The organism is Terribacillus halophilus (assembly GCF_900162685.1).
In the GTDB taxonomy this organism is placed as follows: domain Bacteria; phylum Bacillota; class Bacilli; order Bacillales; family Amphibacillaceae; genus Terribacillus; species Terribacillus halophilus_A.
On the sequence record NZ_LT727828.1, the window covers coordinates 2,182,152 to 2,203,785 of the forward strand.

Annotated in this window: 21 protein-coding genes, 2 pseudogenes and 1 riboswitch; of the genes and pseudogenes, 8 read left to right on the plus strand and 15 right to left on the minus strand. The window is 41.3% G+C overall.

Annotated features, from left to right (window positions below; all coding sequences use genetic code 11):
- Positions 1 to 31: 31 nt before the first annotated feature.
- Positions 32 to 505 carry a YkyB family protein gene (locus B1K52_RS15695; RefSeq protein ID WP_077309891.1) on the plus strand — a complete coding sequence of 158 codons (474 nt, stop codon included), beginning with the start codon at positions 32 to 34 and terminating at the stop codon, positions 503 to 505.
- Here the strand turns inward: B1K52_RS15695 and B1K52_RS15700 are convergent.
- On the minus strand, positions 502 to 771 hold the full coding sequence (locus B1K52_RS15700) for a hypothetical protein (protein ID WP_077309893.1): 270 nt from the start codon (positions 769 to 771) through the stop codon (positions 502 to 504). The genes B1K52_RS15695 and B1K52_RS15700 overlap by 4 nt on opposite strands.
- Before the next feature lie 114 nt (positions 772 to 885).
- Positions 886 to 1,023, minus strand: coding sequence for an FbpB family small basic protein (locus B1K52_RS15705; protein WP_077309895.1), 138 nt, complete (start codon positions 1,021 to 1,023; stop codon positions 886 to 888).
- A 109-nt stretch (positions 1,024 to 1,132) separates the two neighbouring features.
- On the opposite strand from B1K52_RS15705, the gene B1K52_RS15710 reads away from it, so the two are divergent.
- Positions 1,133 to 2,293 carry an aminotransferase A gene (locus tag B1K52_RS15710; protein ID WP_077309897.1) on the plus strand — a complete coding sequence of 387 codons (1,161 nt, stop codon included), beginning with the start codon at positions 1,133 to 1,135 and terminating at the stop codon, positions 2,291 to 2,293.
- A 31-nt stretch (positions 2,294 to 2,324) separates the two neighbouring features.
- Here the strand turns inward: B1K52_RS15710 and B1K52_RS15715 are convergent, their stop codons facing one another.
- On the minus strand, positions 2,325 to 2,552 hold the full coding sequence (locus tag B1K52_RS15715; RefSeq protein WP_306278132.1) for an aspartyl-phosphate phosphatase Spo0E family protein: 228 nt from the start codon (positions 2,550 to 2,552) through the stop codon (positions 2,325 to 2,327).
- 363 nt (positions 2,553 to 2,915) lie between these two features.
- Between B1K52_RS15715 and B1K52_RS18510 the strand changes: the two are divergent.
- Positions 2,916 to 3,002, plus strand: a pseudogene (locus B1K52_RS18510) (YjcZ family sporulation protein); the annotation flags it as partial.
- Positions 3,003 to 3,045: 43 nt separating this feature from the next.
- On the opposite strand, the gene B1K52_RS15725 reads toward B1K52_RS18510, so the two are convergent.
- On the minus strand, positions 3,046 to 4,410 hold the full coding sequence (locus tag B1K52_RS15725) for a TrkH family potassium uptake protein (protein WP_077309901.1): 1,365 nt from the start codon (positions 4,408 to 4,410) through the stop codon (positions 3,046 to 3,048).
- A 77-nt stretch (positions 4,411 to 4,487) separates the two neighbouring features.
- Positions 4,488 to 4,898, minus strand: a complete 411-nt coding sequence (locus B1K52_RS15730; protein ID WP_077309903.1) for a YwpF family protein — start codon at positions 4,896 to 4,898, stop codon at positions 4,488 to 4,490.
- Between the two features lie 137 nt (positions 4,899 to 5,035).
- Here B1K52_RS15730 and B1K52_RS15735 point away from each other — a divergent pair, with 137 nt between their 5' ends.
- Complete coding sequence (locus B1K52_RS15735; RefSeq protein WP_077309905.1) at positions 5,036 to 6,391, plus strand: dihydrolipoyl dehydrogenase family protein; 1,356 nt, start codon at positions 5,036 to 5,038, stop codon at positions 6,389 to 6,391.
- Positions 6,392 to 6,429: 38 nt separating this feature from the next.
- Here the strand turns inward: B1K52_RS15735 and B1K52_RS15740 are convergent, their stop codons facing one another.
- Complete coding sequence (locus B1K52_RS15740; protein WP_077309907.1) at positions 6,430 to 6,921, minus strand: class I SAM-dependent methyltransferase; 492 nt, start codon at positions 6,919 to 6,921, stop codon at positions 6,430 to 6,432.
- A 135-nt stretch (positions 6,922 to 7,056) separates the two neighbouring features.
- Positions 7,057 to 7,413, minus strand: a complete 357-nt coding sequence (locus B1K52_RS15745; RefSeq protein ID WP_077309909.1) for a hypothetical protein — start codon at positions 7,411 to 7,413, stop codon at positions 7,057 to 7,059.
- Between the two features lie 173 nt (positions 7,414 to 7,586).
- On the opposite strand from B1K52_RS15745, the gene B1K52_RS15750 reads away from it, so the two are divergent.
- Positions 7,587 to 7,937, plus strand: a complete 351-nt coding sequence (locus tag B1K52_RS15750) for a YflT domain-containing protein (protein ID WP_077309911.1) — start codon at positions 7,587 to 7,589, stop codon at positions 7,935 to 7,937.
- A gap of 39 nt (positions 7,938 to 7,976) precedes the next feature.
- Here B1K52_RS15750 and thiT read toward each other — a convergent pair whose 3' ends face one another.
- Positions 7,977 to 8,540 (minus strand): energy-coupled thiamine transporter ThiT, encoded by a 564-nt coding sequence (thiT, locus tag B1K52_RS15755; RefSeq protein ID WP_077309913.1) that lies wholly within the window; start codon positions 8,538 to 8,540, stop codon positions 7,977 to 7,979.
- Between the two features lie 83 nt (positions 8,541 to 8,623).
- A riboswitch (TPP riboswitch) is annotated at positions 8,624 to 8,723 on the minus strand.
- A gap of 210 nt (positions 8,724 to 8,933) precedes the next feature.
- On the opposite strand from thiT, the gene B1K52_RS15760 reads away from it, so the two are divergent.
- Entirely contained in the window at positions 8,934 to 10,310 is a 1,377-nt protein-coding gene (locus B1K52_RS15760; RefSeq protein ID WP_077309915.1) for a peptide MFS transporter, read from the plus strand.
- 32 nt (positions 10,311 to 10,342) lie between these two features.
- On the opposite strand, the gene B1K52_RS15765 is transcribed toward B1K52_RS15760, so the two are convergent.
- From B1K52_RS15765 to B1K52_RS15785, 5 genes are all read right to left on the minus strand, one after another.
- On the minus strand, positions 10,343 to 10,951 hold the full coding sequence (locus B1K52_RS15765) for a response regulator transcription factor (protein ID WP_077309917.1): 609 nt from the start codon (positions 10,949 to 10,951) through the stop codon (positions 10,343 to 10,345).
- A complete protein-coding gene (locus tag B1K52_RS15770) occupies positions 10,926 to 11,840 on the minus strand; it encodes a sensor histidine kinase (RefSeq protein ID WP_143588898.1) in 915 nt (304 codons plus the stop codon). Before B1K52_RS15770 ends, B1K52_RS15765 begins: the two co-directional genes overlap by 26 nt.
- 235 nt (positions 11,841 to 12,075) lie before the next feature.
- Entirely contained in the window at positions 12,076 to 12,810 is a 735-nt protein-coding gene (locus B1K52_RS15775) for an ABC transporter permease (RefSeq protein WP_077309921.1), read from the minus strand.
- Entirely contained in the window at positions 12,807 to 13,652 is an 846-nt protein-coding gene (locus B1K52_RS15780; RefSeq protein WP_077309924.1) for an ABC transporter ATP-binding protein, read from the minus strand. The genes B1K52_RS15775 and B1K52_RS15780 overlap by 4 nt, the downstream gene beginning before the upstream one ends.
- Positions 13,653 to 13,820: 168 nt before the next feature.
- Complete coding sequence (locus B1K52_RS15785) at positions 13,821 to 15,323, minus strand: glycine betaine uptake BCCT transporter (RefSeq protein WP_077309926.1); 1,503 nt, start codon at positions 15,321 to 15,323, stop codon at positions 13,821 to 13,823.
- 338 nt (positions 15,324 to 15,661) lie between these two features.
- Here B1K52_RS15785 and B1K52_RS15790 point away from each other — a divergent pair, with 338 nt between their 5' ends.
- On the plus strand, positions 15,662 to 16,216 hold the full coding sequence (locus B1K52_RS15790) for a TetR/AcrR family transcriptional regulator (protein WP_077309928.1): 555 nt from the start codon (positions 15,662 to 15,664) through the stop codon (positions 16,214 to 16,216).
- A gap of 114 nt (positions 16,217 to 16,330) precedes the next feature.
- Here the strand turns inward: B1K52_RS15790 and B1K52_RS15795 are convergent, their stop codons facing one another.
- Both B1K52_RS15795 and B1K52_RS18355 read right to left on the minus strand, forming a co-directional pair.
- Positions 16,331 to 18,124, minus strand: a complete 1,794-nt coding sequence (locus tag B1K52_RS15795; RefSeq protein ID WP_077309930.1) for a M3 family oligoendopeptidase — start codon at positions 18,122 to 18,124, stop codon at positions 16,331 to 16,333.
- A 125-nt stretch (positions 18,125 to 18,249) separates the two neighbouring features.
- Positions 18,250 to 19,302 (minus strand): annotated as a pseudogene (locus tag B1K52_RS18355) (NTTRR-F1 domain); the annotation flags it as partial.
- A gap of 507 nt (positions 19,303 to 19,809) precedes the next feature.
- Between B1K52_RS18355 and ilvD the strand changes: the two are divergent.
- The gene (ilvD, locus tag B1K52_RS15805; protein ID WP_077309935.1) at positions 19,810 to 21,477 is read left to right on the plus strand and encodes a dihydroxy-acid dehydratase; all 1,668 of its coding nucleotides are present in this window, start codon (positions 19,810 to 19,812) and stop codon (positions 21,475 to 21,477) included.
- Positions 21,478 to 21,634: the final 157 nt, after the last annotated feature.

Genomic DNA, 21,634 nt, shown 5'->3' on the forward strand with positions numbered 1-21,634 from the left:
AGGTTTATTCCTGCAATAGGAGGTTACACAATTGAAAGAAAATACAACATTAAATGATATTGCGAAAGCATTATTTGTTGTTAATCGCCACGCGAAAACAGCACCTGATCCAAGCTACTTATACCAATTAAAGAAACAGACCGTGGCCAAGCTGCTTGAGCAGAACAAGGCAAAGAAAATTGGTTTGCACTTTTCGGAACATCCAAAGCTTAGCCGCCAGCATTCAACGATGCTGGTGCAAGTTGCAGAATATTATTTTCACATTCCCGCTGCTAAAGAAGACTTTAAGACACTGCCGCATCTTGGAGAATTGGACAAGACCTTTCGGAATCCCAAGCCGAACCTCTCCCTCTCTCAAGCAAAACGGATTCTTGCGTCTTATTTGAATCTGTCACCGCAAGAAGCCAAGAAAAAACAGCAGCCACCAGTCAGCAGATCCGCATACTATACGCCATCCTCCCTTGGTCAGTTTACATGGCCCGATAAGAAAAAGCGACGCAGTTAATAAACTGTACGCTTTTTCTTTTTGTATTCCAGTAATTTGACTAAAACGAGAATTCCGCATGCTGTTGTTATCATCAGCTGTAATTCCCTTTGTGAAAAAGGCAATGGAAGCCACCCCTTACTTAGCAGATAACTTAACAGCATATGTGCACAAAGTACCGATAAAAAGGCATACCATTGCTTTTTGACAAACCATCGAACAAACAAGAATATAACTGCAAAAAGCGACACCGCCCCTATTATTCCAAATACCGGTATAATCGTCATTATCATCCCTCCCTTCCAAAAGCTTCGACCAAAATTCCTTTTTCTAAACGAAAAAGGAATCCCGTCTACGCGGGATTCCTTGTGTGATGTCACTATGTTATAATGTATCAATCGTTATTCCATATGATCAGTTTGGATACCGTACTTCTTATCCAGCGATTCTTCAATTCGGAGCATCTCCTGATCATCTTGTAATAACTCATTTTTGTTTTGCGTGACTAATTCTTCTAAAGAAAGCTTACGAGGTCTCATATATTGGCCTCCCTATTTATTTTCCCTTAGCTATTCCCAATGTTAGCACGCTATAATCAAAATTGTTTGAACATTACGTTAAGAAAGTATGAAAAATGGAGGGGTTTTGATGGAACAGCATATCAACCCGCATGTAAAAGACATTCAAATTTCCGGTATTCGACGGTTTTACAATTTGGTAGCAGATAAAAAGGATATAATCAGCCTCACAATCGGTCAGCCCGATTTCCCGACTCCGCTTCATGTAAAAGAAGCAGGTATCGAGGCAATCCGCTCTAACCAAACAACGTATACACCGAATGCTGGCTTAATGGAATTACGACAAGCAATTCAAACATTCTATACAAAATACGCACCGGCCTATCAAGCCGAGAGTGAAATTATTGTGACGACGGGAGCTTCCCAAGCAATCGATATAACGCTGCGTACAATTCTGCAGCCAGGAGACGAAGTTATTTTACCAGGTCCAGTTTATCCAGGTTATGAACCGCTTATTGCCCTTGCAGGAGCAAAAGCTGTCCTTGCAGATACAACAGCAAATGGATTCAAATTGACAAAGACGGTATTGGAGCAATACATGACGCCGCAGACGAAGTGCGTTATTCTGCCTTACCCATCTAATCCAACAGGCGTAACACTTACATATGAAGAGCTGGAAGAGATTGCAGTATTTTTAGCTGATAAAGATATTTTCATTTTATCCGATGAGATTTACAGTGAACTAACATACGATCAGCCTCATGTTTCAATTGCAGGTTTTCAGCAGGTTAGACATAAGACAATCATCATTAATGGGGTAAGTAAATCCCACTCTATGACAGGCTGGCGAATCGGATTTACTTTAGCACCTGCCTGGTTAAGCACCCATATGCTTAAGGTACATCAATACAATGCAACATGTGCTTCTTCTGTCAGCCAGTACGCTGCCGTTGAAGCATTAACAAACGGTTTGGAAGATCCTGCTGAAATGCGTCTAGCTTACCGAGAACGTCGTGATTACTGCTTGGAACGTCTATCAATGATGGGATTAACAGTCGAGAAGCCGAATGGTGCTTTTTATATATTTCCAAAGTTCCCGATCAAGCAAATGACTTCACTCGAACTCGGGTTAGCACTTGTCGAGAAATCCGGTTTGGCAATCGTGCCAGGGGATGCATTTTCACAGCTTGGAGAAGGATACATGCGCCTTTCCTACGCATACAGCATAGAACAACTTCAAGAAGGAATGGACAGATTGGAGAGATTTCTTTCCTCCAACCAGCTGTCATAATAAAAAGGACAGGTTTCGGCACCTGTCCTTTTTATATTTTCCGTTTTGCTTCGTATAAGTTCAAGAGCTTGTCTAGCTCCTGGCTTTTGGCAATGGATTCACTGCTTGTAAATCCTTTTTCAAAAGCTACTTCGGCCATTTGCTCACGAAGTACTTCGATTTGCCGTGTGAGCCTATTTAAGTTAATTAATTTATTTGAGTGTTGCAGACAATATCTGGCGTGCTCAGGCAAAATCATGTCATCACCATTATCCTTCATAAGTTTCAAATCTTTTCCATAGCTTATCATGCCAAAAGTTTGTCAAAAAGTAAAGTTTATCGCTTACTTTTCACACATTTTACATATGTACTCGACAGGCCCCGTTCATTCCTCCTAACCTTCGGCAAAAGCTGACATTTATTCGTTTTCTTTGTCATACAAGCATTTAGTTCGCCAGCTATACATTCCATATACCCTAGCTAAAGAAAAACACCTGTAAAACTGGGCGGATGACCATACACCTTCTGGCTGTTTGCCATATAGTAAGGTGTAAGCATTAGGAGGTGAAACAAAATGGGTTACGGATACGGTGGCTTCGGCGGTTTCGGCGGCGGTGGCTATGGCGGCGGTTGTGAAAACACTGGCGGCTACGGCGGTGGCAACGGTTTTGCATTAATCGTTGTACTTTTCATCTTGTTGATTATTGTAGGTGCAGCATTTTACTGCTAATATCTTTAAAAAGACGGCTACCCGATTGGGTTGCCGTCTTTTTTTAACCAATGATAATACGCTCTTTCGGATAATGGTAATTAGCTCCTGAAGACTTGCGATGTAAAGAATAAAGGAATGTCAAAATGCCGACTCTCCCAAGGAACATTAAGAGCATCAGAATGACTTTACTCACATCGGTCAACTCAGCGGTAATACCAAGACTCAAGCCGACAGTTCCGAATGCACTGCATACTTCAAATAGTACTTCAGTAAGTGAAAATGGCTCAATCGATGCCAGAATAACTGCCGAGGTGAAGACGATCAGAATACCGAAAATCGTCACATTGACTGCCTTGAATAAATCTTCTGCGTGAATTTCTCTGCGGAAAATATTAATCTGCTTGTTCCCTCTGGCAAAGTGATACAGAGCGATGACAACCAAAGCGAACGTCGTTGTGCGAATTCCTCCGCCCGCGCTGCTAGGTGAAGCCCCTATAAACATAAGTGCCGACATAAATAATTCATTTTGTTCGGTAAGCTGTGCTACGTCCATCGTGGACAACCCTCCGCTACGCGTCGTAACAGATTGGAAAAGCGAATAAAATAGGATCTCATGCCATGATTTATCTGCAAAAAAATGACCGGAATCCAATAAGGCAATGACAATAGCCCCCATAACAATCAGTACTAAAAATGTAACTGTCGTCAACTTTGTAAACAAAGTGAACCGGATAAAATTCCGTTCTTCATTAGATGCGAAAATAAAATGCTTTACTTCGATAAGTACAGGAAAGCCAATAGCACCAAGAACAATCAGAAGCATATGTACGAACTGTACAAAATAATCATTTTGAAATGGAATAAGCGACTGCCCAGTAATGTCAAATCCACCGTTTGTCGTAGCACTTATAGATGCAAATAATCCTTGGAAATACGCTTCTCCAGCAGTTGGAAAGTACTGCAGATAATAGGTACCCAATACTAAGAATCCAATAAGTTCAATTGTCAGGACAACAATGAGAATTTGACGCATTAATGACACGGCACCTTTAAAAGAACCTTGATTCTGATCAGCCATGATGAGTCTTCGCTCTTTGAAACCAATTTTCTTACCAAACAGCAGCCAGACGAAAGTACCAAGCGTCATAACTCCGATACCACCCAGCTGCATCGTGAAAGCGATTAGAATAATACCTGTTGTATTAAAATATTCATGAATTGGCACGGAAGAAAGCCCTGTCACACTAATAGCGCTTACCGCTGTAAATAGCACATCTATAAAAGAAAGATCGGTGTTTTTCTGATGTGCTATTGGCAATGCCAAAAGACAAGTAGATATTAATACCGCTGCTAAATAAAATAGAATAATCAATCGAGTTGGCGATATATTATTAGCCCAACGCCAACGCGGGTCGTAGGTACGCATACTAGAACTCCTTTATTGCACGTTTCAAACGTTTATTATAGCAGGGATATAAAAGAATAGCTTGTTTTTTTAATGCCTTATTCTGCTAAACCGGTTCCGTTTACAAGAATTTCACTTTCCGCTTTACCTTCCTTGCGCAGACGTTTGATTGTCGTGAGTAAATCAAGCCGATCCTCTCTTCTTAAGTTGCCCCTCATGATGACATTACCTTCTTCCTCTAAATCATTGACTTCCTGAACTTGAATAAGGAATAAAGCTGGACGATTTTCTGGCTTCGTGATCCGCACTTGAGCAAGCACTACATTTCCTTCTTGTGATAATTTACTTACGATTACCAAATCTTCTTTGCCTAGTACAGCTTCTAACACCCATTCGTTATCTTCTTCTTTATTAATAATTAACCCCTCTGTAAGCTGCATTTCCTTCCCTTCTAAGCTATCTTGGTTTGTAGGGTATAAGATAAGTTCTGCTAATTTGAATGTTTTCATAAGTACCACTCCTATCCATTTGTCTTCATAGATTTGTTTTCTCTATCTTATCAGAACTTATCCTTCTCGTAAGCAATGTGTTTTTGTAACAAGTCTTACGGGTAAGGAAACAGGATATACGGAGGAAGGATGATACGATGCAAAAACTGGATTTAATTGTGATTGGTTCAGGTGTGAGCGGCCACAGCACCGCTTCCGCTGCGAGAAAAAAAGGCTGGTCAGTAGCCATCATAGACGATAAACCGTTTGGGGGTACCTGTCCCCAGTGGGGATGCGACCCAAAGAAAGTGCTAGTTGAAACTGTAAAGATTCAAGACGCCTTCAACCGGATGGAAGGTTATGGGCTTACCGGGAACTCCCAATTGAATTGGAAACAGTTACGTGACCATAAAGACACTTTCACCAAACCAATTTCAGAAGCGACAATAGAAGAATTCGAACAAGCTGGTATTCATGTTTATCATGGGCATGCTAAATTTGTTGACGATTACACGTTAGAAATTAACGGAGAAAAGCTGCATGCCGCTTATATTTTACTTGCTGCTGGTGCCTCTCCGGCAAAGCTTCCAGTGGATGGTTTCGAGCATTTGACAGCAAGTGATGCATTTTTTGAATTAGATGCACTGCCAGAAGAGATTATATTAGTGGGCGGCGGATACATCAGCTTTGAGTTCGCCCATATTGCCGCAAGGTTTAGCAGTAAAGTTACAATTGTCCATCGCGGAAACAGGCCTTTAGAAGGCTTTGATGCTGATGCGGTCAGCCATTTAGTTGATTACAGCCGAAGAATGGGCATTGATGTCCGCACCAATACGGAACTGGAGTCTGTTGAAAAGCAAGGCAATACGTATAATGTGCACGTAAAAACCGGTAATAACGCTGAACAATTGACAGCGGATATAGTTATTCATGGTGCTGGCAGAACTCCAAATGTCCAAAATTTAGGCTTGGATCAAACATCTATTGCTTACAGTAAAAATGGTATAAAAGTTGATAAAAATCAACAAAGTATTTCAGCACCTCATATTTACGCTGCAGGAGATTGTGCTGACGATGGGAAACTTCCGCTCACCCCACTCGCAGGCGAAGCAGGCAGCCGCGTCATCAAACATATGCTTGATGAGAAACAGCAGGACGCTTTCCAGCATGTTCAGCCTTCTGTTTGCTACACAATGCCAGGTATCGCCTCTGTTGGTATCCATTCAGAAGATGCAGCTAAAAATCCGGAAGACTATACAATCCTAGATCAGGATCTTAGTTCCTTCTTTACAAATAAAACAACAAGACTGCAAGAAGGTTACAGCAAAATTATTTTAGATAAGCAAAAACAAACAATTGTAGGAGCACATCTATTCTCCCCATACGCTGAGCATCTCATTAATTTGTTTACATTAGCTATCGAATTACATGCAGATATCCAAGTACTGAAGTCACTGCTTTGGGCGTACCCAACAGCCGAAAGTGATATTCCAAGTATGCTGAAGAAAAGTTAATGTAATATCAACGCTAAAAAACCGCCAAATGGCGGTTTTTATGCTTTATATGCTTTTACATAGTAAAGTTCCTCATGCAGCTGCCCTTTCGTAACTTCAAAGCCAGCTCCTTGCAATTTATCAGCTACCAAGTCAACACTGTGATCTTTACTGTAACCAAGTGCCAAAAAGATACCTTTTTCAATCGTTACCCGATAGATTTCTTTAGCTGCTAATTCTATATCGTCTGTACTATCTAAGACGAATGCCGCAAGACCACGCTGAAAGGCCGAGTCAGGAAAATTAAGTCTTCCTAAGCCGCTCGGCATTCTGTCAATGTTCGTTAGTGTCTCTTCTTCTGCTCGAAGTGCCAGCTTATCTAATAAGCTCTCATCTTTCTCAAGCGCTGTCACACGGTCCTTCGTTTTGTGTGCAATCGGAATAACCAAGTCGCCATTTCCAGCACCAAAGACAATTACTTTCTCGCCGCCATCTATTTCCAGCAGCTCCACTACTTCAGCTGCCGAAACATCAGTTGTTTTATTTGCCATATGACTCTCTCCTTTTTACGATCAATTAGTTCTGTATTGCCTTTCCCATGCGAAATGAAACGTCATGCCAATAGGATTCGCAGTTACGTACTTTCTATCCTTACACAAAAAAACAGCAGCTAGCTGCTGCTGACTTTAACTTGTATATTTATCTTGTTGTACTTTACGATCAATAAAACTGCACAAATCTCCTAGTTTGGGGAACTGCTCAAATTCTTTATCAGTAGGAAATTCCTCATCAAGTAAGGCGATTTTCCAATAGCTCAGCAATTCATAATAGCTCGCCTTAAACAGCTTACGATCTCCATTGTATACCTTAGCTAAATCGGAAGATGTCGTCATTATGGTTTCCTTCGTCGAATCTGGCCGGGCATGTTTGTCCACGTACTTTACCACAGTCAAATAAATCTCATATTCAATTCCTTTTGGCCTGGCAAACTGAAGCATTCGTTTCTTTGTCCGTACCTGATCCATATCAATGATATTTGCCATAACGCTTCCTCCTCCCGATTATATAACCAGAAAACATTCAAAGCGCTTTTCTTTAAGTTTATCATATATGCGAACAGATGTATGCTTTTCTCTAGGGAATTATATAATAGTTTAACTTTGTTATCTGCGGGTACATATTTACTATCACATTAATTTTTGAAGGAGAGATTCACATGAAACCATATTTGAGAGAATACGCAAACGATGAAAAACTACAAGAAGACATTCAGCTGCTGAGTACAAAAGGCGTTAGTAAAAATAATATCTACGTCCTATCACATGATGATGATCGCACGAAACGCGTATCAAGCAAAGTAGATGCGAACACAATCGGCCTTTCCGAAATGGATGCAAAAAGTGCAGTAGGCAGCTTGTTCAGTAAACAAGGTGATGAACTGCGCGCGAAACTAAAAGATATTGGCTTCTCTCAAGAAGAAGCGGAAGATTTTGAAGAAGACTTAGATGAAGGGAAAATCTTCCTTATCGTCACAGAAACTGAAAATGTGGAAGGCTTGCTTATCTAAAGCAAAAGGCACTGTCCAAATGGACAGTGCCTTCTTTTTTCACTTAGGAAGAATAAGTTTGGGCTGTGCGAACACTAAAATAATAATAACTGCAATACTAGCTATAAAACTAGGTAATAAATAAGAACCATTATAGATTAATGAATAAGCCCATACTGATTGCCCAGGTGCAGCTGCGCTGCCGAAGAAAACCATGCCGCCTATAAAGTGAGCAGCAAAGCGTCCAACACTTCCAATTAGCGTTCCAATAAAGAGCACACCGGCAAGCCGCATTCGATTGTTTGCTTTCGCAGCCTTACGTGCAGATCCTGCAGTAACTGCAGCCAAACCGACAAGAGTAAAAGCTGCCGGATAATCTAAGAATCCTTGGACAACATGTATTATATAAGGAAACGTAATCAGCTGCAGCAGCCCGGCAACTAATCCAGTTGTCAGTCCGCCTTTCCAGCCCCAGCGGAAAGCCATCAAGAAAATCGGCACCATCTGCAAGGAGATACTGCCTCCTTGTGCCCATGCTTTAATGGAAAAGAAGTCCAAAACAAATGCTAGCGCGGCAAAAATCGCCACTTCTACTAAAAATAAAACCTTGCTTCTTGATTGCATATTGCTTCTCCCCTATAAAAAGAATGCAACAAAAAAACAATGCTGCAGCGGGACTTCCGATGGCCCAAATGTGCATTGTTTTCCCATCAAAGAAGCTACATCCCTACGCGAGTGCTAACTCACAGGTTCAAAGGGTCTGAACATACGTCCATCTCAGCCATAATGGCTCCCCCTGCAGGCTTTTTGTACCGATTGTTTTCTGTTGTTTTTCTATTATAAAGAAAAATGACAACGCTAGCAACAAATATTAATTTTTCCTTTAGTTGTAATAATGCCCAAGTGCCAATTTTAGCAATTGTTTTACTTTTACTTCATATAACAAAATTGTTTGAATTCGAGAAAAACTATAACGTATAATGGACACTGTTCGACAAAAAGGGAGGATTTTTTATTATGGATACACCAGCTACAATCCCACAAGGGAAGAAGCATCCAAAGGGATTGTATCTTCTCTTCTTCACCGAGATGTGGGAAAGATATAGCTATTATGGTATGCGTGCTGTACTAATGCTGTATCTGACTGCCACGGTAATAAGTGGCGGGTTAGGAATGGATACTCAAACCGCAGCGCTTATATATGGTTTTTATACTGGTATTGTATACTTCACCCCTATTATTGGCGGTTGGCTTACAGACAGGTTTATTGGACTACGAACTGCAATTACAATTGGCGGTATTTTAATGGCTATTGGTGATTTCAGTTTATTCCTTTTCAATACACAAGCAGGCCTTTACGTCGGGATGCTGTTCTTGATTATTGGTAACGGATTTTTCAAACCGAACATTTCCACACATGTCGGTGAATTATATGAGCCGCTTGATAAACGGAAAGATGCTGCGTTCACAATTTTCTATATGGGAATCAATATTGGAGCCTTCTTCTCTCCACTTGTGGCAGGTTTCTTAGCAGAAGATCTTTTCCACACCGTAGATGCGTCTGGAATTGAACACTTTGGTTTTAAATGGGCATTCCTAGCATCATCAATTGGAATGATTATCGGGCAAATTATTTTTAACTCTTTAAGCAAACGATATCTTGGCGACATTGGTACAAAACCAGCAAGAAAAGTTGCAAGTGTGAATGGCGGGACTCCTGCCAAACTAACAAAAGCGGATAAAAAACGAACTGTAGCTGTATTAATTCTAGCTTGTTTCGTTATCTTTTTCTGGGCAGGCTTCGAACAAGCCGGGACTTCCCTAACGCTTTATACACGTGACTTTATCGATCGAACTATTGGAAGCTACGAGGTACCTGTTTCTTGGTTCCAATCCCTGAATCCAGTATTTATTGTAATTCTGGCTCCAATTCTTTCGGGTATATGGTTAAAACTAAGTCGAACAAAACGCGGAGACATCAATACTACTACCAAAATGTCTATGGGGATGGTTCTACTAGGAATTGGTTTCATCATTTTAGTACCAGCAGTATTATTTACTGGTAGTAGTGAAGCAGATATCACCCAAAAAGCAAACATTTTGTTCATCGTATTTACTTATCTCTTCCATACACTTGGAGAATTATGTCTATCACCAGTCGGGTTGTCAATGATAAGTAAAGTTGCTCCTATTAAAATAGCTTCCCTATTAATGGGTATCTGGATGGCAGCAACAGGAATTTCCAATATCATTGCTGGTCAACTTGCAGCTTTAACAGAATCTCTCGGATACTTGGAAATTTTTAGCGCAATCGGGATTGTAACCATTATAGTAGGTCTTATCCTCTTAACTGTATCCAAGAAACTGCAAACTATGCTAGATGCTCGAGACTAACAAAAACACAGTTCCGTAAAGGAGCTGTGTTTTTATATGTATGCTTTTTCTTTTGCCAGGTAGACTGCCTGCGAACGGTTCTGCGCTCCGAGCTTATCTAATAGCTCAGAGAAGTAATTTCTGACTGTACCAGGTGACAGGAAGAGTTCAGTGGCTATTTGTTTTGTGGAGTAACCCTTTTCTGCTAGATGCAGAATTTCTTTTTCCCGTTCTGTTAATGGGTTATTGGCACCTTGTACAAATTGATATGTTATCTCCGGACTGATAACTGTACGTCCGTTATACACGATATCTCGAACTGCTAATGCCAGCTGATCACTCGGTGTATCTTTTAGCAAATAACCTTCTACCTTCCATTTCATTGCTTCTTTCACATAAGCGGCTGTAGAGAAAGTTGTCAGCATTAATACTTTTTCAGTTCTGTCTTGTTGCCGCATTAATTTTACTACTTCTAATCCATTGTATATCGGCATTTCAATATCCAGAATCACTAAATCAAACTGCTGTGTGCGCATTGCCTGGAGTACTTCTTCCCCATTTGCCGCTTGGCTGGATACATGAAAATCTGCTTCTAAATCAAGCATCGTAGCCATTGCTCCACGCAGCATGTTCTGATCATCCGCTAACAGCATATGTATCATCTGTCTCTCTCCCCCCCAGATGCAAAGGAACACGAACGACCATGTGCATCCCGCCTTTTGCTCGTGCATGAATTTGCACCGTCCCCTTCATTAGACTAACGCGCGTTCTAATGCCGCTTAGTCCATTCCCTTCCTGTAGTTTTTTCATGTGGAAACTTCCATTATCCATAAGTTCGAGACAAAGCTCCTGTTCACTCTCCATAAAACGTATCGCACATTCGCTAGCGCCGCTGTGACGAATTATGTTTGTAACAGCTTCTTTCACAACATAAGCAAGCATCATTTCTTTTGTACTATCTTGAAGTTTTGGAATCGGGCTTTCCAGCTGTATAGCAATCGATGCCTCCAGCAGACGTCGATGTGCTGATTCTAATTCCTCCTTCAATGTCACACGTTTCATATCACTGACAATCTCACGCATTTCCTGAAGCAAACTGCGAGATAAATGCTGAATGTCACGAATTTCCTGTTCAGTGCGCTTTTGATCTTGATATAACAGTTTCATAGAAATGTCACTTTTGACGGAGATAGTAGATAAAGTCTGTCCTACCGTATCATGCAAATCTCTGGCAATTCGATCTCTTTCTCGTTCCTTGATTAGTTCTTCTACTCGTTTATTCGCTTCAGCGAGTTCTTCGTTGACTCCTTTCCACTTTTGGTTCCACTGCTCTTGCACTCGCATGACAGCTGGGGTAATAAGAGCGATTAGGATACCTGGGAAAATGTATTCCCATGTCCACTCCTTCAATTCGAATATATCAGCGATTATCATACATCCTGTTACCGCATTAATTGCTGCGTATCCCGCCCAAAAATGTACCCGTTTGTTTACAATATAGAGCATATTAAATGAATAGAGAAGCAGATAAAAGAATATTTGATTAAACAAAAAAATCAAACTGCTGGTTAAAATAGCAAAAACCAATACTACAAGAAATGCTCTTTGAGGACGCCAAAACGTCTCTCGATAACAAAAAAAGAGCGCAATTAGAATACATAATGGCACCCAAAACCTTACGCCATGCTCGCCAATTAAGTAAGTACAGGAATAATAGAAATAAAGCAGCCAGAGATGCGGTATGTAGCCAACTTCTTTCGGAAACAGCCGAAAACGCTTTATAAGATCAGCTCCTTTGTTTGTACTGCAAAAACACTACTCCTATAAAGGATACCAAAAAATAACAAACAAGTAGTATAATATTTGAAAATGCCAAACTTCCAGTCGCTGCAATACGCCAAGCACCTTGTGCGTATATATGAGATGGAAGCCATTCACCAATTGCTTGGACCCAATTTGGAAATGTCTCTAGCGGCATCCAAAGCCCGCCTAGTATAGCAAATGTCAAAACAAGGATGTTCGCCGTAACAGAAGCAGTCTGTAGCTTCTTCGTTTGAGCAATCAGTATGCCGATTGCCAGAAAAAGTATGGATCCCATTAACAGCCACAAACTAATCACCAGCCATTCGCCAAGCGGACGGTCAAATTGTTTCCATGCATTTGAGATAAAAAAGAAGAAAGCAATAATCAGCGTATTGAGCAGCAGCTGTGTAATCATACGGGCTGCAAAATACTGTGCAGCTGAGATCGGATGCGTAAACAGATATGCCATCCAAGTTTGTTTCCGGTCATACATAATCTGTATGCCGAACGTTTGAACCGAGGTTACAACCAAGCTATAGCAAGTCATAGAGATGAGAAAATAGTAGTCGAAATCGATCTGTCCGATTGCTTGCCCGCGGTTTATATAAGTAAATAAACTATAGAGTACAAACGGCAGAAGAAGTGAGAACACGAGAAAGTATTTATCTTTTAGCATGCGCTTGCTTTCCATGCTGACAGTAAGCATGATTGGCTTCATAATAGAGTTTCCTCTCCTTCCAGTTCTTCAACATACGTCTCTAACGTATTGTTTGTCACCTCAAGTTGTTCTAATGGAACAGCAGCATCTAGCAGTACTTTTATCTCCTCCACTGTTTTTTTCGTTAATTTCCGGTAGATTCCATCTTGATATTGATATCCCAAGGAGAGCAGGAGCCTGTTATATTGTCTGCTGGCACGAAAAGTTATCGTTTGTTGGTCTTGTTTAATCTCCTCAATGAGCCGATCCTCCCTAATCATGCCTCCTTCCAGATATAACAGCCGATCCGCAAGCTGCTCGGCTTCTGAAAGAATATGCGTTGTTACTATAAAACTCATCCCTGTTTGACGCATAGCAGCCAATTGGCGGTAAAACTGCCGCTTTGCTTCTAAATCCATCCCAGCTGTAGGTTCGTCCATAATCAATAATTCTGGTTTTTCTATTACAGCGAGCTGGAACAATAACCGCTTCATCTGTCCGGCACTCAAATTCTCCGCGATTTCTTTTTTCTTTGCTTCCAGCCCCGCTTTTCGCAGCGCTTCAAGGGTTTGTTCCTTTCTCCCATGCAGCGCTAGTAGATAAGAAGCAAACTGCCAGACAGTTAGATTGCCAATCATGGAAGGCGACTGAGGTACATAACTGATTCGGGACTTCTCCAGCGACGATTCTATCATTCCGCCATCCGGCCTTAACATCTTCATGATAATTTTCAATAAAGTAGATTTTCCTGCACCATTTGCCCCCAGCATGACGACGCTCTCTCCTTGCGTCATTTTGAACGTAACATCCTCTAGCACAGATTTTCCTTGAAAGGATTTCTTAATGTGATTCAGCTCCAGCATCTATGCCCACCTCCTGTTTTCAGAATAGCAAGATACCTTTGGAAGTGTAAGGAAGTTTTGTCACTGTTAAAAGTGACAAATGTCATACACGTACACCGGAGCTACCATTTAAGAAACCAAAAAATAGTCTGCATCCTATCAACATAGGACCCAGACCATTACATTTTTTTAATTTTTACTCTTACTACTCTTTTCCTTCTTTAAATCTTCATTCATAGCCATTACAAGTGCCACAACCATAAATAGCAATATGAAAGCAAATGGAAAGGCCGACACGATGGACGCTGTCTGTAATGCATTTAGCCCACCTGTTGCAAGCAGTACTGAGGCAGTTGCCGCTTGAATAATTCCCCAGATCATCTTAATTTTATTGGAAGGGTTCAAGCTGCCGTTTGTAGTTTGCATACCTAGAACGAACGTCGCAGAGTCAGCAGATGTAATAAAGAAGGTACTGATTAAGAACAATGCAATAATTGTTAGAACGGACGACATTGGCATCCCTTCAAACAAACCAAACAAAGTTTCTTCTTGCGCTAAATCAGTAAGACCCGTGTTGATACCATTTATCTCTTGGAACAAGCTGGATCCGCCAAACACGATGAACCAGAATGCACAAAAGATAGTTGGTATGAATAATACACCTATTACAAATTCACGAACTGTTCTCCCTTTTGATACACGTGCAATAAAGGTACCAACGAAAGGTGACCAAGCAATGAACCAAGCCCAATAAAATATAGTCCAGCTTTGAATCCATCCGTTGAAATTATCATTAAATGAACCTGTTTGGAAACTAAGGGAAGGCAAGGACTCCACGTAAGAACCCATAGTAGCAATAAATGTATTAAGAATAAATTGCGTTGGTCCCAAGAATAACGTTAGTAAAAGAAGCAAGACAGCTAATACAATATTCGCGTTACTTAGCCACTTAATTCCTTTGCCAATACCTGACCAAGCAGATGCCATAAACAATATTGTTACGATAATAATAATGATGAATTGTGTTGTAAAGTTATTCTTAATATCAGAGATAAACGACAAACCGCCCGCAATTTGAGAAGCTCCCAAACCTAGAGAAGTTGCAACACCAAATATAGTTGCAAATACCGCAATAATATCAATAACATTACCAATCCAGCCTTTTGTTCTTTCTCCAATCAAAGGTTCGAATGTTGAACTGATGAGGCCTGGTGCACCTCTTTTGAATTTGAAGTATGCAATTGCTAAAGCAATTACTGTGTATACAGCCCAAGTCTGTAATCCCCAATGGAATACCGAGTAACGCAGTGCATTTTTAGCAGCCTCAATGCTTTCCGCCTCTGCTTCAGGCGGTGCAGCGTAGTGAGCTAACGTCTCTGCCGCTCCCCAGAAAATAAGGCCGATACCCATTCCGGCGCTGAATAGCATGGCAAACCAAGTAATTCTATTGTACTCCGGTTTTTCTCCTTCTTTTCCTAAACGCATATGACCAAAACGGCTAAAAATAAGGTATATGGAAAAGACTAAGAAAATAGCAACTGAAACAATATAAAACCACCCGAATTGCGAGGTTAAGAAAGATTGCGCCTCGTTAGAGATATATTCTAGATTTTTTGGTGCTGCTACACCCCAAACAACAAAAATAGCTGAGATGGCCAAAGATATCCAAAAAACTTTGCCCACTTTACTCATAAAATATTCCCCTTTCATGTACAACTAAGTTCTAAAGCAGCTGCTATATAGCTAGTAAACTCTATCCTCGTATTACGAGCAGCAGTGAAGAACTATCGTAGCGAGTTAATCTATTTAGATAGAACGACCTTTCTATTTTTACATATAGATGTTTCATAATCAATTGTTTAGCGCTAATTGATTTGATTTAATCTACCTATCAAATTCTTTAGATAGATATACAAGAACGAATTCCTTGGTCAAAACACAGTTTGCACTACAAACTATTGCTTGACTCTAGTTACTGGAAATTGTAACTTGTAATTTGGTTCTAATTAATTTAAGGAGCAGTTAATCATATGAGTCGATCAACTAAAAAGGATATGTTGCTACAAGTAGCGGAACGGTTGTTTTACGAACATGGGTTTCGCGGTGTGGGTTTAAAGCAAATTATTAAAGAAGCAGATGTAGCTACAATGACACTATATAATCATTTTCCTTCGAAGGATAAACTAGTAGAAGAAGTACTAAAGCGACGTGAGGAACGTTATTGGTCCTACCTTGATTCCTCTATAGCAACAGACTCAGATTCTCCTTTTATTCTAGCTGTAGAAGGTCACTGTCGCTGGTTAAAGGAACATTCCTATAATGGGGATATGTTTTTGCGAGCGATAGAGGATTATACGGGAACAGACAACGAGATTGAAACTATTGCAAGGGAACATAAATCAAAATTGCTTCATTATTTTCAGCAGTTAACAGAAGAAAAGCAGGGTGAAAATCAGCTGCATTTGGCCAACCAGCTCACATTACTGCTCGAAGGAACTACTTCTATGACAACCTTAATAGGTGCTGACAAAGCAACTGAATACTCAATCTCCATGGCAAAAGTTCTTTTCCAACAAACTTCGTAACATGGCGTAAGATGCAGCGTTTTTATATTGGATAGAAAAAATGGACCAAACAATTAGATACCTCTAAATGTTCGGTCCATCTTCATTACTTATTAATTTTTTAGTTTTCCTATTTTATTCTGCCGTCAGGCGCAAGAATTCTTCAACGTCTTGCTTGCACACTTCAATTGCTTTCAGCCAGAAGTCTTTTTGTGTTAAATCTTCTTGTAAATGTTTCATCGCCAGATCCTCAACCGTCATGCGTCCTGTATCTTCAAGCAATGCATTATAAGAGCTTTCAAATGTTTCCGGATTTTCTGCTGCTTTCGCATAAATACCCGTACTGAATAAGAAACCGAATGTATAAGGGAAATTGTAAAACGGTACATCCGTTGCATAGAAGTGAAGTTTGGAAGCCCAGAACGTCGGATCATATTCCCCAAGCTGATCACTGTACGCCTCTTTTTGAGCCTCGACCATTAATTCGCGCAAGCGCGCTGCTGACACAAGTCCATTTTTGCGTTCTTCATAAAATCTAGTTTCAAATAAGAAGCGAGCATGGATATTCATGAAGAAAGCGATACTGCGCTGGATTTTCTCCTCGATTAACGCAACCTTTTCATCCTTTGCTGCTGCTTCTTTTACGGCAGCGTCTGAGACAATCAATTCAGCTAAAGTGGACGCTGTCTCCGCTACGTTCATTGCATATTCCTGATTCAGCTGCTCAACATCATTCATCGCATAACTATGGTAAGCATGTCCTAATTCATGCGCAAGTGTCGATACATTATTCGCTGTTCCGCTAAACGTCATGAAAATACGGCTTTCCTTTTTGTCTGGGAAGCTTGTGCAGAATCCGCCGGGACGTTTGCTATTGCGATCTTCTGCTTCAATCCATCGTTTTTCAAACGCTTGTTGAGAGAAGTCAGCCATTTGTGTACTATAAGCACGGAAATGCTTTACAATAAAGTCCGCTGCTTCATCGTATGTTACTTGCTTCGTAGTGGAAGATAATGGTGCATCAATATCATACCAGCTCAATTTTTCCAATCCGAGTAAATCAGCTTTTCGCTGAAGATATTTTACAAAGGTATCTTTCTCATCTGAAATCGCGCCCCACATTGCATCCAATGTTTGCTGGGACATACGGTTGTATGCTAACGGTTCTTTTAAGACGTTCTCCCATTTCCGATGCTTGTACGTTTGCAGACGAAAACCAGCCAAATGATTGAGCGTTTCGGCAAAGAAGTCCTCTTTTTCTGTCCAAGCTTCCTGCATTCTTCCAAATACATGCTGTCTCACTTTACGATCTGCCGCATCTAATTTATTTGCTGCCTGGCCAACAGAATACGTTTTCTCTTCCCCATCAATCTCCAATGGCACTTGAATACTGCTGACAATAGTGTCGTACATGCTTCCCCAGCCATGGTAACCATCGATAGCCAAATCATTCAACAGTACCTCCTGTTCTGGAGATAGCTTCTCAGCTGCTTCTTTTCTGCGTTCCTCAAGAACAAATGCATAATTAATCAGTTCATCCTTCTCAAGCATCTGTTCCCATGTCTGCTGCGGCACTTGCGTAATGACTTTATCTACACCCGTTAGTGTTCCACTGTAGGCAGCCATGAGCTCATCCTTTTTACCTGACCACTGCTTCGCTTTCTTATCTGTTACATCTTGTGCCACGAGACATTCCACGAACGCAACAACCTCAAATACACGTTTCGCAGATCCTTCCCATTTTTCTACTATACTTAATAAACCAGCAGGATTTGCGGACTCATCTGGTACTTGGAAATCCTCCAGCGCTTGTTTCCATTCTTGTAATGCTTGCTCTGCTTTCTGAGCGTATTCAGAAAGTTCACTTGAGTCACTGCCGCCCGGGAAAATTACATCCAAATCCCATGTTTGTCCATATTTATTTGTCATTATGTATGCCTCCTTCAATTACCACTCTATTATACGCCTCGAACTATTGACTGAAAAGTTTTAGTGTTCGATATTTTTCATCAAATAAGGCTATAGCACTATTCGTTACTATAGCCTCCATGCATTTATATAAAACGGATACCATTCAAATTACGCGTCTCAGCAGCTGCTGAGGTTACATTTGAGACGGGAACAACCGTCACACTAACTGTATAGGAAGCACTCCCCGTTGCAGGAGCGACATCTACAAATGTATTTGGGATGAGTATTCTTTGGGTACCGGCAGCCTGACCTGTCCTTGTAATAGTAACTTGATTTATAAGAGTACCTCCCCTGCGAAGATTGAGTACAATCGAAACAGTCCAGTTTGCAGTAACTACTATTGCCACTTGGGCGTTTAAATCCAACTTTATATTATTCCCTATAGTTACAGCAGGAGCTATTGTGTTTATTGTTGTCTCTGTATTTAGAGGAATTGGCAGCGAAGCAGTTGCCTGATTTGCTGTAATTGCAGCAATAGCAGGCAGAGCACCACCGGTTGGTCCTGTTGCTCCGGTGATTCCTGTCGCTCCAGTGAGTCCTGTTACTCCTGTGATTCCTGTCGCTCCGGTAACTCCTGTCGCTCCGGTGAGTCCTGTTACTCCAGTAAGTCCTGTCGCTCCAGTGAGTCCTGTTACTCCTGTGAGTCCTGTGGCTCCGGTAACTCCTGTCGCTTCGGTGAGTCCTGTCGCTCCGGTGAGTCCTGTGGCTCCAGTTGCACCCGCAGGTCCGGTCGCTCCAGTTGCACCAGTGATTCCAGTCGGTCCTGTGCCAACTTCTGTCACACTAACATCATCCACTAAAATATCAGCCGATCCTGTGTCAGGCAGCGTGTTGATTAATAAAAAGACTTGAGCTGCTCCTGCTGGTGCGACATCGGTAGTAATCGTAGTCGCTCTCCAGCTATCTAGTCCGGCAAACGGTATGTTTTCTGTTGGTACGATTAAGAACTCGCTTCTTCCAACAGCTTGAAAGTCAGCTGTTAGAAAGAGTAATTGTATCTGCACTGGTGGCGCAGGAAGCGTACTTGCCTTTGCCAAATATAGCGTTAACGTATATCTGTTTCCTGGAACGATTGGTGACGCGTACTGTGCAAGATAAGCAACGTTTTGCCCTCCGTCTAGTAACGCTGCAAAGCTTCCGCTATTCGTATATTACTGCGTGATAGATGCAAAAGATGAGACCCAAGGTACTAAACTACCAGACTCGAACCCGCCATTAACAATAATATTCTGGGGGGACATCGAAATTATTTGCCTCCTGTCAATAATAATTAATTCTCTTCATGCGACCTCTTCTTATGCTTATTCGCTTTGATATCGAACTGACCCCGCCAGCTACCCTATATCTCTGCGTTTTTTTCGTTTGTTACTGGTAATCATTTGCTGTAAGTAAAGTCTATAAAAAAGTTTCTTGGCAAATTTTCTCACAAACATCCCCACTGCCATCCTTTTGTTAACGCTTTCAATTTAATTAAATCATTTAAAGAATCTGAAAATTTATTGTTTTTGCTGTTGACCTAGCTCTAGTTAGGCGTTATGATAACTGACAATTAACCAAATAAAAGAATTTTCGAATTATTCAAAAATGAAATGCATCACACTAAAAAAAGAGAATTTATTGCAATTGGGAGGTGTTTTGATCTTATGAGAAGTGACATGATCAAAACAGGAATTGACCGGGCACCACACCGCAGTTTGCTGCATGCGACGGGTGTAAAAACGTCCGACCTAGGAAAGCCATTCATTGGAGTTTGCAACTCCTACATTGATATCATTCCTGGACATATGCATTTGAACAAATTTGCTGAAGTTGTAAAAGATGCTATTCGTGAGGCAGGCGGTATTCCGTTCGAGTTTAATACAATCGGAGTTGATGATGGTATTGCGATGGGACATATCGGCATGCGCTACAGCTTGCCAAGTCGAGAAATTATTGCTGACAGTGCAGAAACAGTTATACAGGCTCACTGGTTCGACGGCGTCTTCTATATACCGAATTGCGATAAGATTACCCCAGGAATGCTAATGGCGGCAGCGAGAACAAACGTCCCTTCCGTTTTTGTATCCGGAGGTCCAATGGAAGCTGGTGTTAGTCCAGAAGGCAAACCATTGAATCTTGTATCTATGTTTGAAGGTGTAGGCGCCGTTCAAAATGGCACTATGACAGAACAAGAATTAGCGACCATCGAGACACTAGCTTGTCCGACATGCGGCTCCTGCTCAGGTATGTTCACTGCCAATTCGATGAACAGCCTTATGGAAATGCTTGGCATGACCGTTCCTGGAAACGGAACACTGCTGGCAACGTCAGAAGAGCGTCACGAACTAATCTACGAAGCTGCCAGACATTTGGTTCGCCTCGTAAAAGAAGATATTCGTCCTCGTGACATTATGACAAAAGAAACCTTTGATAATGCCTTTGCTTTGGATATGGCAATGGGCGGATCTACCAACACGGTACTCCATACGATTGCAATAGCACATGAAGCAGGTATTGATTATAACTTAGCTGATATTAACAAGATTGCTGAAAAAGTGCCTTATTTATCTAAAATCAGTCCAGCATCTGACTATTCTATGCATGACGTTCATCTCGCCGGCGGAGTAAGTGCCATTATTAAAGAGCTTTGCAAGATTGATGGGCTGCTTCATAGAGAACGCATTACAATTACCGGCAAAACAATTGCAGAGAATGTAGAAAATTACGAGATATTGAACAAAGATGTGATTCGTCCGCTGGATAACCCTTACAGCCCTGTCGGCGGTCTAAGTATCTTATATGGCAACTTAGCGCCAGATGGCAGTGTCATTAAAGTAGGAGCTGTTGATCCTTCCATCAAAAAGTTCCTAGGAGAAGCAATTGTATTTAATTCCCAGGATGAAGCGCAAGAAGGTATTTCGAATGGTACGGTGCAAGCAGGTCACGTTGTTGTTATCCGTTATGAAGGGCCAAAAGGCGGACCAGGAATGCCAGAGATGCTAACCCCCACTTCTGCTATTGCCGGACGCGGGTTAGCAAAAGAAGTTGCCTTAATCACAGATGGTCGTTTTTCTGGGGCGACCCGAGGTATCTCTGTCGGACATATTTCTCCTGAAGCAGCCGAAGGTGGTCCAATCGCTTTTGTTGAAAATGGAGATCCAGTTTTAATTGATTTAGAGACACGCAGCATTGAATTGCTCGTCGATGAAGATGTACTCGAAGAACGCAGTAAGAACTGGGAACAGCCGGAACCAAAGATTAAAACCGGTTACCTAGCAAAATATGCAAAACTCGTAACCTCTGCTAATACTGGCGGTGTTATGAAAATATAACCAAAACAAAGACGGGACCATAGTGACGGATACATTATATTCACAGAGAGCCAGGGGTGCTGAAATCCTGGCAATATAATCCGTCATCTCTCTTCCCCGAGTGCAAAGCTGAAATCAGAGTAGGCTGAGCCAGGTGTGCAGCACCTGTTATCAAAAC

What these genes read in the sequence shown, in the direction of transcription:
- B1K52_RS15700 (WP_077309893.1), bottom strand. Translation starts at nt 771, where the DNA reads ATGACGATTATACCGGTATTTGGAATAATAGGGGCGGTGTCGCTTTTT.
- B1K52_RS15705 (WP_077309895.1), bottom strand. Translation starts at nt 1,023, where the DNA reads ATGAGACCTCGTAAGCTTTCTTTAGAAGAATTAGTCACGCAAAACAAA.
- B1K52_RS15710 (WP_077309897.1), top strand. Translation starts at nt 1,133, where the DNA reads ATGGAACAGCATATCAACCCGCATGTAAAAGACATTCAAATTTCCGGT.
- B1K52_RS15715 (WP_306278132.1), bottom strand. Translation starts at nt 2,552, where the DNA reads ATGAAGGATAATGGTGATGACATGATTTTGCCTGAGCACGCCAGATAT.
- B1K52_RS15725 (WP_077309901.1), bottom strand. Translation starts at nt 4,410, where the DNA reads ATGCGTACCTACGACCCGCGTTGGCGTTGGGCTAATAATATATCGCCA.
- B1K52_RS15730 (WP_077309903.1), bottom strand. Translation starts at nt 4,898, where the DNA reads ATGAAAACATTCAAATTAGCAGAACTTATCTTATACCCTACAAACCAA.
- B1K52_RS15735 (WP_077309905.1), top strand. Translation starts at nt 5,036, where the DNA reads ATGCAAAAACTGGATTTAATTGTGATTGGTTCAGGTGTGAGCGGCCAC.
- B1K52_RS15740 (WP_077309907.1), bottom strand. Translation starts at nt 6,921, where the DNA reads ATGGCAAATAAAACAACTGATGTTTCGGCAGCTGAAGTAGTGGAGCTG.
- B1K52_RS15745 (WP_077309909.1), bottom strand. Translation starts at nt 7,413, where the DNA reads ATGGCAAATATCATTGATATGGATCAGGTACGGACAAAGAAACGAATG.
- B1K52_RS15750 (WP_077309911.1), top strand. Translation starts at nt 7,587, where the DNA reads ATGAAACCATATTTGAGAGAATACGCAAACGATGAAAAACTACAAGAA.
- thiT (WP_077309913.1), bottom strand. Translation starts at nt 8,540, where the DNA reads ATGCAATCAAGAAGCAAGGTTTTATTTTTAGTAGAAGTGGCGATTTTT.
- B1K52_RS15760 (WP_077309915.1), top strand. Translation starts at nt 8,934, where the DNA reads ATGGATACACCAGCTACAATCCCACAAGGGAAGAAGCATCCAAAGGGA.
- B1K52_RS15765 (WP_077309917.1), bottom strand. Translation starts at nt 10,951, where the DNA reads ATGATACATATGCTGTTAGCGGATGATCAGAACATGCTGCGTGGAGCA.
- B1K52_RS15775 (WP_077309921.1), bottom strand. Translation starts at nt 12,810, where the DNA reads ATGAAGCCAATCATGCTTACTGTCAGCATGGAAAGCAAGCGCATGCTA.
- B1K52_RS15780 (WP_077309924.1), bottom strand. Translation starts at nt 13,652, where the DNA reads ATGCTGGAGCTGAATCACATTAAGAAATCCTTTCAAGGAAAATCTGTG.
- B1K52_RS15785 (WP_077309926.1), bottom strand. Translation starts at nt 15,323, where the DNA reads ATGAGTAAAGTGGGCAAAGTTTTTTGGATATCTTTGGCCATCTCAGCT.
- B1K52_RS15790 (WP_077309928.1), top strand. Translation starts at nt 15,662, where the DNA reads ATGAGTCGATCAACTAAAAAGGATATGTTGCTACAAGTAGCGGAACGG.
- B1K52_RS15795 (WP_077309930.1), bottom strand. Translation starts at nt 18,124, where the DNA reads ATGACAAATAAATATGGACAAACATGGGATTTGGATGTAATTTTCCCG.
- ilvD (WP_077309935.1), top strand. Translation starts at nt 19,810, where the DNA reads ATGAGAAGTGACATGATCAAAACAGGAATTGACCGGGCACCACACCGC.